Raw genomic sequence first — 11,572 nt, forward strand, 5'->3', positions numbered from 1 at the left:
CCAAATGTCTCCCCAGCGGCGCAAACAGCTGTAAAAAGACGCAGAGGCTTTTGCGTAAAATAGCAGGAAAAATAATATGTTGCAATGAAAGACAGCAAAATGGAACTTTCTACCCTTCAAGTTTTGCTGGAAGGAAAAGCTTGCCCCTGTGGCGGCCGGATGCTACTATCCGCTTATCCCTCTTTTCCTGTTAACTTTGTTTGTGCCATGATCGTCAAAAATCCTGTTGAATCCATTCTTGCACTGGCCGCCAGCGTGTTCGAGGCCTATTCCGTGGTGTTGTTTGAAGCCCCCCGTACCGGGCAGGGCGCTCAGATCATGGCCGCCTACAGTCAGGGCGACCATATCGATCAGAACGCCGTGATTTATCCCGGCAAGGGCCTTGCGGGGTGGATTCTGCGCAACCGTTCTCCCATCGTGGTGGGGTCCATCGACGAGAATCAGGCATATCTCGGCTATTATAAGGAAGACTGGGAACCGGAAATCTGTTCCTTCCTGGGCTGCCCTCTGCCCGATGGCGGCATTCTCTGCATCGACAGCTGCCAGCGCCATGCCTTTTCCCCGGAAAAGCAGAAGCTTATCGCCGTGTTTGCGGACATGCTCTCGCAGGTGCAGGGGATGGAGGGGAAGGCGGAATCCGGCGAATCCGGGAACTATATCCATGCGCTGGAACACATGGTCGAACTTCGCCACAACTATCCCGGATGGAAGAGCTATCTCGGCATGGTGTTTCCCGTGCTTCTGGAAGCCACGGGCTTTACTTATGCCGCCTTTGCCTCCCGTGTGGAGGGAAGTTCCACCTATATTATGGAAGGCGAATATCCGCCGCTGCTGCTCGACGGGCAGAAGAGCTGTGAGTTTTCCATCCATAACGACATCATCGGCTGGGTGTTCCGCAATGAGGAAGCCGTGTACAGCGACGGTTTTTCCGGTCCCGCTCCGGTATTCGGCAAGCGCGAGGGAATTCCGGCCTTCAGCAGCACGGTATGTATTCCCGTCACCGTCAACAAAAGCACCTGCGGCGTGCTCTGTCTTGCCATGGAAGAGGCAAGGAGCATTTCCGACGAGCTGAAGTCCTTTCTCCGCCTTGCCGCGGACGATCTCGCCCGCCTTCTGGAAGTGCTTTCCCTGCGTTACCGCATACGCATGGCGGAAAAGGCGTCGGGCAACAAGTAGGAGAGAATGAATATGGATGCCATGGCATTGTCCGGGGCCGTCCGGGATCTGCTGTCGATTCTGGACGGCAGTGATGAGATTTTTCTTGCCAACTGGGACCGCCCCCGGTCCATCAGACACAAGGGAAAGCGCGACCTTGTGACGGATACCGATCTGGCCATTGAGGCTTATCTCAAGGAGCGTCTGCGCGACGTTGTTCCCGGCGCGTCGTTCATGGCGGAAGAGAGCGCAAAGGAATCTCTGCCTTCGGGAACGTGCTGGATCATCGACCCTGTGGACGGAACGACGAATTTTGCCCACCATTTCGGCGACACGGCCACTTCCGTGGCGCTGTGGGAGAACGGGCAGGTTGTGTTCGGAGCCGTTTCCGCCCCCGTGCGCGGGGAACGCTATGTTGCCGAACGCGGCAAAGGCGCATGGCTCAACGGCAGGCCCATCCATGTGAGCGGTGTCTCCAGCTGCGACGAAGCGCTTGTCGCCACCGGTTTTCCCTACTCCGTGCATGAGGACATGGAAGAGGTCATCAGGGACCTGCGTATTCTGCTTGACGGTACCATCGGCGTGCGGCGCTGCGGTTCTGCGGCGCTGGATATGTGCTTTGTCGCCTGCGGCAGTTTCGACGCCTATTTTGAAGGATGGATCAAGCCCTGGGATATCGCGGCGGGCTGGGTGCTTGTGGAAGAAGCCGGCGGCAGGGTATCGGGCAGAAGCGGCGATCCCTACCGTTTCCATACTCCCATTCTGGCCAGCAACGGGGCCGTGCATGAGGATATGGTGAGAACGCTTTCCCTGAACCAGGCAAACTGAGCGAAATTCCGCCTGCAGCGGGGCACATCGTTCGAGGCACGTTTCGGTGACGCGGGAGGGGCTTTCTCTGCACGCGTTTTTCTTGAGCCATGCACCGGTGTTGCCGGAGAGGCGGACAGGTCGCTCTGTACGGAAACGGGCCGGAGTATGATCTGCCGGAGGGAATCGTCCTTCCGCCTTTCGATGTAATGCAGCCTTCAGGCCTGACGGGAGTGGTATGGAAGAAATCCGCCGACTTGTACTGGAAGATATGCCGGAGGTCGCGGCGCTGGAAGCGCGCTGTTTTCCCTCTTTCTGGACGGCAGAACAGTTTGCCGAAGCGTGGCGTCAGGACTGGTTTGCCGGGTACGGTCTTTTTCGCAACGGCACGCTCCTGGGCTACATTACGCTCCGCGTGCTGGCCGGAGAGCTGGAAGTTCTGAATATTGCCCTGAGTCCGGAAGAGCGGGGCCGGGGGCTTTCCTTTCCGCTTATGGATACGGCCCTGCGTGATACGCGGGAAGGCGGTCACCGGCGGGAAAAAGGTCTGCCGCCCGAAGGATGGGAAACGGCTTTTCTGGAAGTGCGCGTGGGCAATGTGCCTGCGCGTGCGCTGTACACGCGGCTCGGCTTTCAGAAGGCCGGTCTTCGCCGGCATTATTATGCCGACGGAGAAGATGCGCTCGTCATGACGCTGGAAGCGTCCGCCCTGCCTCAAGTTTCCGGCGGGGAAGCCTGAGTCCCGGCACACTGCCGTGCCGGATGTTTCGTTTCCGCCCGGGAAAGCCGGGTTCTTCCGGAAGCAGGGGCGGAAAGATTCCGTTTTCAAGGCGGTGCCGAATACGTTCTGCTGCTCCGGGCGGCCTTTTCTGCAGCGGGTATGATCTGTCACGGGCAATTACAGCAGCGTGACGGGAACCTGTCCTCCTGCCTGATGCGGCAGCAGAATGGAAAGGACGCCTTTGTCCAGTGTGGCTTCCACAGGGGCGGAAAGCGCGGCGCCCATGGCGATATCGAGGCAGAATTCCACATTGCCGAATTCCAGGGCGATCACGTCCCGTTCTTCATGGGGCACGGGGCATCGGGAACTTGCGGTAATGTGGAGCGTATTTCCCCGGAGGGAACATTGCAGATCGTTTTCCGTCACTCCGGGCATGTTTGCCCGGATGCGGATGCCGTCTTCCGTATCCATAATATCGGTTGCGGGGCGTACCTGCGGGTAAAGCGTCTGTTTCGACATGGGGCTATCCTTTTTTCTGCAGTTCAATGTGGAGAATGCCGTTTCGCATTTCCAGTCGGGCATGGGAATGGACCGCGCATTCCAGCGGAATTCTGCGCCGGAAATGCCCGCTGTAGCGTTCTTCCCGGACATATCGTCCCGAATCGCGTCGCATGGTTCCTTCCAGGAGCAGATCCTTTCCCTCCACCGCAACGGTGATGTCGTTCATGTCAAGGCCGGGCACCAGCGCCTGCACCAGCACGCGCCCGTCGCACAGATACACGTTCACCGGCGGGAAGGGTTCCTGCTCCCGCCTGTCGTAAACCATGGCCGTGGTATAGAAGATCTGTCGGAATACCGATCCGTTGGCGAGAAAAAAATCTTTCATGTTCTTCCCTTGTTCTTGTTTTTCTCCGCTTCCCTGACCGGCGCACGGCATGGGAACGGAGCTTTGCGACCGCCGGTGGATTGGAGGACATGGATATTTCGGCGTTCAGGGGCATCCCCGCGAATACGGTCATACTTTCAGCGTAACCCATCGGCGTGTTCCGTCAATGCCATGATTGACAGAAGGCAGAAGCGTGATATTTTTTGAGAATGAGCATGACCTTTATCGACCTCCACACTCACAGCACGGCTTCTGATGGAACGGACAGCCCTACGGAACTTGTGCGCAAGGCTGCACAGGCGCATCTGGCAGTACTCGCGCTTACGGATCACGATACTCTGGCCGGTCTGGAGGAGGCGGAGCAGGAGGCGAAGAGGCAGAACATGGGCTTTGTCCGCGGCTGTGAGATCAGCACGGCCACACCGTGGGGGGAAGCGCATTTTCTCGGCCTGTGGATTCCTGAAAAAGGGGAAAAAACGGCCCTGCTGGAAGCTGAACTGGAAAAGGTCCGCCAGCAGCGGAAGGAACGCAATCTCCGTATTGCGGAAAAACTGCGTACGCTCGGCTTTGATGTTTCCTATGAGGCTGCCGCAGCCCTGGCCGGGGGAACGGTGGTGGGGCGCCCCCATTTTGCCGCGCTTCTCTGTGCCCTGGGCGTGGTGAAGGACAGAAAGGAGGCCTTCCGGCTTTATCTTGGCAGAGACGGCCTTGCCTATGTTCCCCGCAGGCTCATGAGTCCGCAGGAAGCGGTTTCTCTGCTGAAGAGTACAGGGGCTGTGGTTTCCATGGCTCATCCCCGCCTGCTGCATGCTCCGGTGGAGGAGCTGGATCATCTTCTGGCCGGACTGAAGGAGCAGGGACTTGACGCGCTTGAGGCCTATCACAGCGAACACGACGCGGGCGACGTGCGCCTCTGTGTGGAACTTGCCTCGCGCCATCACCTTCAGCTGAGCGGCGGTTCCGATTATCACGGCCTGGCCAAACCGAATATCAGCATCGGGCACGGGAAGGGCGGACTGCGCGTGGGCTTCAGCGTCTATGAAGAACTCATGAAATACCGCAGAGAGCAGGGCGGGGCATAGCGGAAGAAGCGCTGTTCAAGGTTGTCCTGCCGGGTGCAGTATGACCTGTTTTTCAGGAAATTTTCGGAAACGAAAGTTTTATCTCCGCCTCACAGGCTGGGCATCATGTCCGAACGGGCCCCGCCGCCTTTTTCTGCGTGAACATGCTTTCCGGCCGGGATGGCGAGAGGCGTTTTCCCTGCTCCCGGGCAGGACGGGAACGTTTTTTGCCTTCCTGTGGCAGGTCAGAGTATGAAAAACGCGGAACGCTTCGGCATATTGCAGATGCAGAAGCGTTCCGTGCAACATATGTTTTTCAGAAATACCGGGCACATCGGCAAAGTATCATGCCCTGCGCTTTCCGGCATGTTTTTGCGATCCGGCATGTCGTCATGGGGCGGAACTTCCCGGCCTCGTGCTGCGGGATGAGGAACGATGCCGCCTGGCCTGTTCTTGTTTTTTATTCTTCCCAGGCCTTGCCGAGATCTTCGGCAATGATGGTGGGCTGAACGGGCTCCGCCAGGGCTTCTTCCAGCGTGGCTTCACCGCTCAGAACAAGAATGAAATCAATGCCCGCGTTTTCCGCAAGCTTCTTGTCGGTGCTGAGCCTGTCCCCGGCCATCACCATGTCTTCCTTGCGGTATTTTTTCAGAAGAGGTTTCAAAACCGCGGGATCGGGCTTGCCGAAAATGTACTGAGGTTCTCTTCCCGTGGCCACCTTATAAAGGGCAAGCATGCTGCCGACATCGGGCAGGGGACCTTCGGGGGAGGGGCATACCTTGTCGGGATGCGTGGCGAGGAAAAGCACGTCCGGGTGATTCTCCAGCAGAATGGCGGAGCGGGAGAGCTTTTCATAGGTGAGTTCCGTATCATAGGCCAGAATGACCGCCTGCGCGCCTTCTTCCTGCTGACGCAGTTCGGGCATGCGCTGGGCGAGGTCGCGGCAGAAATCACGGTTGCCCACAATGTAGGCAGTATGAATGTGATGTTCTTTCAGAAAGTCCACCAGCGGCGTTGTGGGCGAAAGGATGAGGTCGAGAGTGGCCGGTATGCCCATGCCGTTCAGCTTTTTCACATAGGTATCAGGCGATTTGGAAGTATTGTTGCTCAGAAAATGAAAGTCGAGCCTGTCCCAGTTGTTTTTGATGAAGTCCACTGCTCCCGGGATGGGAATATTGCCGAGATATACCGTCCCGTCCATATCCAGAACCACGCAGCGTTTTTCAGATATCTTCATGGTTGTTCCTCTTTTGAGAAGATTGATGCTCGGAACACGATATACTTTTTCCAGAGCCGCCCGCAAGCGAAAAGAACCCCTGGAAAAGGATTTTCAACCTCTTGCAGTCATTGATTTTTTTACACCGCTTGACGCCGTTGCATTAAGAGGATACATCAGAAATAATTTTCGTATTATGGTAATTTGTCTTTGAGCTTTTTCGTAAATGAAAATTTTTCTCAGACAAAAGGGCAAGGGAGGCTGTGTGAAACACACGACTGTAGTCATCATCGGCGGCGGCGCTACTGGCATAGGTATCCTGCGAGATCTCAGTATGCGCGGAGTCAAGGCTGTGCTGCTGGAACAGGGCGGTATAGCTTCTGGTGCGAGTTCCCGCTTCCACGGCCTGCTGCACAGCGGCGGGCGTTATGCGGTGAAGGACAATGAAGCGGCTAAGGAATGCATTGAAGAAAACATGATTCTTCGTCGCATCGGCCGTGAATGCGTGGAAGAGTCCGAAGGCTTTTTCGTTCTCAGCCAGCAGGACGATCCTGCTTATGAAAAGCCCTGGGTCGAAGCCTGCGCCAAGGCGGGCATCAAGGCGGAGCCTGTGGATGTCAAGGAAGCGCTCCGTCTGGAACCCAACCTCGATCCGACCATCAAGGCCGTGTACCGCGTGCCGGATTCCAGCGTGGACGGCTTCCGTCTGGTCTGGCACAACGCCATGTCCGCCCGTCGTTACGGCGGCGAAATGCTGACGCATCATGAGGTCATCGGCATCGATCAGGAAGGCGGCAAGGTGAAGGGCGTCCGGGCGCGCAATCTCGTGACCGGTGAGGAAATCCGCATTTCCTGCGACATCGTGGTCAACGCCGCAGGCTCCTGGGCGGCCAAGGTCGTGGAACTTGTGGGGCTTGAGGTGGGCGTGCAGCCCGACCGCGGCACCCTTGTGGCCTTCAACCACCGCTTCACGTCCCGCGTCATCAACCGTCTGCACATGAGCTCCGACGGCGATATCTTCGTGCCCCACGGTTCCATCACCATTCTCGGCACGACGTCTTTCCATGCCGACCGTCCCGACGCGCACGAAGCGCCCACCGAAGACGTGCTCAAACTTCTCGACATCGGCGAAGTGCTCATTCCGAATCTGCGCAGCTATCGTATTCTGCGCGCCTTCGCAGGCACCCGTCCTCTGTATGTGGCCAAGGGCAGCGCGGCCGGTCGTGCTGCAAGCCGCGGCTTCCATATCTCCGACCATGGAGAGGAAGGCCTTGACGGCATGTTCTCCATCTTCGGCGGCAAGTTCACCACCTACCGCCTGATGGCTGAAAAGATGTGCGACCTTGTGTGCGCCAAACTCGGCGTGCATGCGGAATGCCGTACCGCCATTGAACCCATTATTGAAAGTCCTTCTCCCGCCATGCTGGAAAAGGCGACCAAGTACTTCCCGGTGCACAGCGTACCGCTGGTGGCCAACCGCCTGGGCGACGCCTTCCCCATCGTGGTGGAGAGGGCGGCGGCCATGAAGAGCAATCCGCTGCTTTGCGAATGCGAAATGGTTTCCCGCGCGGAAATCGAATATGTGGCTTCCGATCCTTCCAGCCAGTCCATGACGGATGTGCGTCTGCGTACCCGTCTCGGCATGGGTACCTGCCAGGGGACCTACTGCTCGCTGCGCACCATCGGAGCGCTCACCGAATGCCGGATGCCGTTCCCCCTGTCTCCTGCCGACAACCTGCGTGACTTCCTTCAGGAACGCTGGAAGGGCCTGCGTCCCGCCCTGTGGGGACTTCAGGCTCGTGAAATGGAACTCGGCCGCGCCGTGTACGCTGCCACTCTGAACATCGACGGAGCGAAAGATGAACAGAAAATCTGACATTGTTGTGGTCGGTTCCGGCCTTGCCGGTATGAGCGCGGCCCTTACCGCAGCTCAGAGCGGCAAGAGTGTGACGCTGCTCACCCATGGCGCGGGCACCCTTGCCATCAGCAGCGGTTGCATTGATGTTCTCGGCTATGTGAACGGAAAGAGCGTGTACGATCCTTTTGAAGCCATGGCGGAACTGCCGGCCGAACATCCCTACAGCCTCATCGGCGGCGAAGAAACGGTGCGCGAGGCTCTTTCCTGGCTGAAGGGCATGTGCAAGAAGGGCGGCATCGACATGGCTCCGGCGGCGGAGCAGGGCAATCACAGGCTCATCACCGTGATGGGCACCCTGAAGCCGAGCTATCTCTGCCCCGACAGCTTCAATCCCGACTGCCTGAAGGACGTGCATCGTGCAGCCGTCGTCACGGTAGAGAACATGAAGGACGTGCATCCCGGCCTGATCATCGATCAGTTTCACCGCTATGATGAGTTCGCCGGCAAGGAATTCATGGAAGCCGTGCTTCCCTGTCCCATCGAACATGCACACCGCAACATCACGCCTCTCGACATTGCCCGCCATGTGGAAACGCCCGAAGGGCTGAAATGGCTGGAGGAAAGCCTTGCTCCCTATGCCAGGCTGTATCCCGTGCTTCTGCTTCCTCCCATCTGCGGCATGAAACACAGCCAGCAGGTCTGGAATCACCTCTGCACGGTGCTGAAGGTCAAGATTGTGGAAATGGTTTCCATTCCTCCCGGTGTTGCCGGTCTTCGTCTGCGGGAAGCCTTCAAGAAGGCGCTCAACCTTGCGGGCGTGTACACCGTGGAAAGTGCCGAAGTGGTGCGGGCCGAAGTGGAAGAGGGCGTCTGCAAGGCGCTGTACTCCGCCACCGCCCATGGTGAATGCGGCTGGGAAGCGGACAATTTCATCATCGCCACGGGCGGCCTCCTGAGCGGCGGCATCTCCACGGCTCCGGGCAAGGCCTGGGAAAGCATTTTCCGTCTGCCTCTGGAAGCTCCCGAAAATACGGAAGAATGGTCGTCTCCCGACATCTTCGGATCGAGCTTTTTCGCCAGCATGGGCATGCGCGTGAACAGCGAGCTGAAGCCCCTGGATGCGGAGGGCAATGAAGTGCTTGCGAACGTGCGTTTTGCGGGCCGTATCCTTGGCGGTTACGACTTCGCAGCCGAAAAAAGCGGCCATGGCGTGGCCCTTGCCACGGGCCGGTATGCTGGCATGCTGGCCGGAAAGGAGTAGGACATGAATCGCCGTACTAATCCCGATAAATGCGTTGCCTGCTCCACCTGTGTGGTGCAGTGCCCTGTTGCGGAAGTCACCTCGAAGTTCCTCGGCCCCCGTATGCTGGGCCCCGCGTCGGAACGCTTCCGTATGCTCAACAGCGGCGAAGACGACTCTCTCAGCTATTGCGCCAACTGCAAGAACTGCGATATTTCCTGCCCCCAGGGCGTGGAAGTATCCAACATCAACATGCTTGCCCGTGCGGAATACTGCAGGGAGAACCGTCCTTCCTTCCGCGACTGGATACTGGCTCATGGTGAACTGGAAGCGAAGCTGGTGAGCTACTTCCCCTCCTTCCTCGTGAACTTCGGCATGTCGAACCCCATCAGCAAGCTGGTGCTCGACATGGTGGGCGTCAGCAAAAAGGCCGATCTGCCCAAGTTTGCCTCCAAGCAGTTCCCTGCCATGTTCAAAGCCTATAAGCAGCCGGAAAATCTTACGAAAACCGTAGTGTTCTATCCTGGTTGCTTCATCAAGGCCTATGCTCCCGAGACGGGGATTGACCTTGTGTGGCTGCTCAACAAGGCCGGCTACAAGGTGGAATCGCCCGAAGTGTTCTGCTGCTGCGGTACGCCGCTCTATACCAACGGCTTTGAGGCCGACGCCAGAAAGAATGCCGTCAAGAACCTTGAAGAAGTTGCCAAGTGGCGCAAGGAAGGCATTCCGGTTCTGTCGCTGTGCCCGAGCTGCCAGCTCATGTTCAAGTCGGAAATTCCCGCCTTCTTCCCCGATCTGGCCGAAGGCATGGAAACCACGGCGCTTGATGACGCCATGGAATTCATTCTGGGCTGCATTGATCGTGGAGAGCTTGATATTTCCGGTGCGGACACCACGCCGCTGGACATCATCTATCATGCTCCCTGCCATCTGCGTGCTCAGGGCATCGGCTTCCCCGGTCTGGACATTCTGCGCAGACTTCCCGGTGTCCGCGCCGTCAATGCCGACGCGGGATGCTGCGGTATCTCCGGCAGCTATGGTTTCAAGAAGGAAAAGTATGATATCGGCATGGCCATCGGCTCCAAGCTGTTCAACACCATCAAAGACAGCGGTATCCGTCAGGTGGCCACGGAATGCGGCACCTGCAAGGTGCAGATCATCCATGGTACGGGCAACCCCTGTGACCATCCGCTGAGCATTCTGCGCCGCCGTCTGGAAAAGAGCGCATAACGCGCTTTTGAAACGCATGAAAAATCCGCCTTCCGCGATGTGGGAGGCGGATTTTTTATTTCCGGGCCGCAGATCGCCTCCTGCGGCGTTTTTTTTAATATGCCGGATTTTTATTATTTTCTTAAAAAATACAATTAATTCAATAAGATAATAATATTACCCATCATAAATGGGTAAAAAAGATAAAGCAAATGGTGCTTTTTTAGAGGCATCGGTACCGTTTTCCCGCAGGATTTTTGGGGAAAAGAGACTGAAGGAAAAAAACAGGATTTATATATAATTTATTGAAATTATTAGTATATTTTATCAAATTTTCCCTTGAGGCCTTTCCCGGCGAAGGTGGTGCTGATTCTTCTTTTTCTAATGTATGGCAAGAGCACATCGGAAGCGCCGGGGGAGACGGTGGTGCTCCAGGTGCGTTCCTGATCGGCTGACGGCCGTATCAGAAAAAGGCGCAAAAAATTTCAGAGCCTCAGCCGGAGAACACATCGCCCCTGGGCAGGCGGCCCACCCAAGGTGCCGAACATCTGTCAGAGCTTTCCCTGTGAGAATGCGGCGCAAACGGGGGCCGACGTTTTTTATCTCGCCCGGACAAAGAATTTCCAGGCAGGGACAAGAGCCGCCGCGGGAAGAACATGCTGAACCATAAGAGCCACCCGACGATATGATGCGGGGAAGCCGTGGGACAGCTCCGGGCACAAGCAGGGGAGGGGAGTTCCGTCCCCTGAAAGAAAGAACGGAGGATACAGGCCGTTGTCCGCCCTGGGCCAACATGGGGAAGATGCGGATTTTTTTTCGATGGCAAATCGAGGTGACGCCGGTCTTCATCCGTGCCCGTCAGCAGGTGCCGCGGCGCCCGGCATGTTTTCCGCATCGTTCTCAGGGATGAAGGATGCTGCCTGTTGCCAGAACAGGACGGCTACTTGTTACAGGTCAGGCTTCCGACGGATACCCGGCGCATGCGCAGGGACACGATAAAGGTTTTTCCATCCGCAATACCGCATGTTCCTTTTCCATGATACACGACTCATCCGGCTGTGGACTGGAATACTGAACCGGCAACGTTCGGTGGAGCGAGCAACTTCCATACTCGTTCAGCGACTGAGCTTCATTTCAAAAATACCGGGGCATCTGTGACCGCGCAGCATCCCCGAGTTCCAGGTGATGGTCCGGCATACAGTGGTCGGAATCAGGCAGCGGATTTTTATGCCAACCATAGATCACGGAGAGCTTTTGCCTTTTGGAAACCTCAGATATCGGCAGTTACTGGATAGTGGAATCCCGCGACCAAGCGCACCATCTCCCTTCAAGCGTATTGTCTTCCAGATGCAGGGAAAGCCAGTCCAGCGAGAGCAGCATTCCCGGCCCTTTTCGTTGCCCCTGCCGGGAAGAGAGCTT

Annotated in this window: 10 protein-coding genes; 7 read left to right on the forward strand and 3 right to left on the reverse strand. The window is 57.2% G+C overall.

All coding sequences use genetic code 11. The annotated features are described in order from the left end of the window. The first annotated feature begins 207 nt into the window (after nt 1-207). From Q0K07_RS11845 to rimI, 3 genes are all read left to right on the forward strand, one after another. Nucleotides 208-1,176: a GAF domain-containing protein gene (locus Q0K07_RS11845; protein ID WP_294559469.1), complete on the forward strand. Its 969-nt coding sequence runs from the start codon at nt 208-210 to the stop codon at nt 1,174-1,176. Nucleotides 1,177-1,182: 6 nt separating this feature from the next. After that, on the forward strand, nt 1,183-1,983 hold the full coding sequence (locus Q0K07_RS11850; RefSeq protein ID WP_294559470.1) for an inositol monophosphatase family protein: 801 nt from the start codon (nt 1,183-1,185) through the stop codon (nt 1,981-1,983). A gap of 217 nt (nt 1,984-2,200) precedes the next feature. Continuing rightward, the gene (gene rimI, locus Q0K07_RS11855; RefSeq protein ID WP_294559472.1) at nt 2,201-2,701 is read left to right on the forward strand and encodes a ribosomal protein S18-alanine N-acetyltransferase; all 501 of its coding nucleotides are present in this window, start codon (nt 2,201-2,203) and stop codon (nt 2,699-2,701) included. A 159-nt stretch (nt 2,702-2,860) separates the two neighbouring features. Here rimI and Q0K07_RS11860 read toward each other — a convergent pair whose 3' ends face one another. Further along, on the reverse strand, nt 2,861-3,202 hold the full coding sequence (locus tag Q0K07_RS11860; protein WP_294559473.1) for an Hsp20/alpha crystallin family protein: 342 nt from the start codon (nt 3,200-3,202) through the stop codon (nt 2,861-2,863). A 4-nt stretch (nt 3,203-3,206) separates the two neighbouring features. Then, nucleotides 3,207-3,569 carry an Hsp20/alpha crystallin family protein gene (locus Q0K07_RS11865; RefSeq protein WP_294559475.1) on the reverse strand — a complete coding sequence of 121 codons (363 nt, stop codon included), beginning with the start codon at nt 3,567-3,569 and terminating at the stop codon, nt 3,207-3,209. 215 nt (nt 3,570-3,784) lie between these two features. Here Q0K07_RS11865 and Q0K07_RS11870 point away from each other — a divergent pair, with 215 nt between their 5' ends. Further along, nucleotides 3,785-4,651, forward strand: a complete 867-nt coding sequence (locus Q0K07_RS11870) for a PHP domain-containing protein (RefSeq protein WP_367178903.1) — start codon at nt 3,785-3,787, stop codon at nt 4,649-4,651. 439 nt (nt 4,652-5,090) lie between these two features. On the opposite strand, the gene Q0K07_RS11875 is transcribed toward Q0K07_RS11870, so the two are convergent. Beyond that, nucleotides 5,091-5,867, reverse strand: coding sequence for an HAD-IIA family hydrolase (locus tag Q0K07_RS11875; protein WP_294559478.1), 777 nt, complete (start codon nt 5,865-5,867; stop codon nt 5,091-5,093). A 244-nt stretch (nt 5,868-6,111) separates the two neighbouring features. Between Q0K07_RS11875 and glpA the strand changes: the two genes are divergently transcribed. The 3 genes from glpA to Q0K07_RS11890 are packed head-to-tail and all read left to right on the forward strand — an operon-like array spanning nt 6,112 to nt 10,174. Next, a complete protein-coding gene (glpA, locus tag Q0K07_RS11880; protein WP_294559479.1) occupies nt 6,112-7,722 on the forward strand; it encodes an anaerobic glycerol-3-phosphate dehydrogenase subunit GlpA in 1,611 nt (536 codons plus the stop codon). Further along, nucleotides 7,706-8,965, forward strand: coding sequence for an anaerobic glycerol-3-phosphate dehydrogenase subunit GlpB (gene glpB, locus Q0K07_RS11885; RefSeq protein WP_294559481.1), 1,260 nt, complete (start codon nt 7,706-7,708; stop codon nt 8,963-8,965). Before glpA ends, glpB begins: the two co-directional genes overlap by 17 nt. Nucleotides 8,966-8,968: 3 nt before the next feature. Beyond that, complete coding sequence (locus tag Q0K07_RS11890; protein ID WP_294559482.1) at nt 8,969-10,174, forward strand: anaerobic glycerol-3-phosphate dehydrogenase subunit C; 1,206 nt, start codon at nt 8,969-8,971, stop codon at nt 10,172-10,174. The last annotated feature ends 1,398 nt before the right edge of the window (nt 10,175-11,572 follow it).

This window comes from uncultured Mailhella sp. (genome assembly GCF_944324615.1).
Taxonomy (GTDB): Bacteria; Desulfobacterota; Desulfovibrionia; order Desulfovibrionales; family Desulfovibrionaceae; genus Mailhella.

Excerpts from the sequence above, each read along its gene's own strand:
- Q0K07_RS11845 (WP_294559469.1), top strand. The coding sequence starts at position 208 with ATGATCGTCAAAAATCCTGTTGAATCCATTCTTGCACTGGCCGCCAGC.
- Q0K07_RS11890 (WP_294559482.1), top strand. The coding sequence starts at position 8,969 with ATGAATCGCCGTACTAATCCCGATAAATGCGTTGCCTGCTCCACCTGT.
- rimI (WP_294559472.1), top strand. The coding sequence starts at position 2,201 with ATGGAAGAAATCCGCCGACTTGTACTGGAAGATATGCCGGAGGTCGCG.
- Q0K07_RS11870 (WP_367178903.1), top strand. The coding sequence starts at position 3,785 with ATGACCTTTATCGACCTCCACACTCACAGCACGGCTTCTGATGGAACG.
- Q0K07_RS11850 (WP_294559470.1), top strand. The coding sequence starts at position 1,183 with ATGAATATGGATGCCATGGCATTGTCCGGGGCCGTCCGGGATCTGCTG.
- glpB (WP_294559481.1), top strand. The coding sequence starts at position 7,706 with ATGAACAGAAAATCTGACATTGTTGTGGTCGGTTCCGGCCTTGCCGGT.
- Q0K07_RS11860 (WP_294559473.1), bottom strand. The coding sequence starts at position 3,202 with ATGTCGAAACAGACGCTTTACCCGCAGGTACGCCCCGCAACCGATATT.
- Q0K07_RS11865 (WP_294559475.1), bottom strand. The coding sequence starts at position 3,569 with ATGAAAGATTTTTTTCTCGCCAACGGATCGGTATTCCGACAGATCTTC.
- Q0K07_RS11875 (WP_294559478.1), bottom strand. The coding sequence starts at position 5,867 with ATGAAGATATCTGAAAAACGCTGCGTGGTTCTGGATATGGACGGGACG.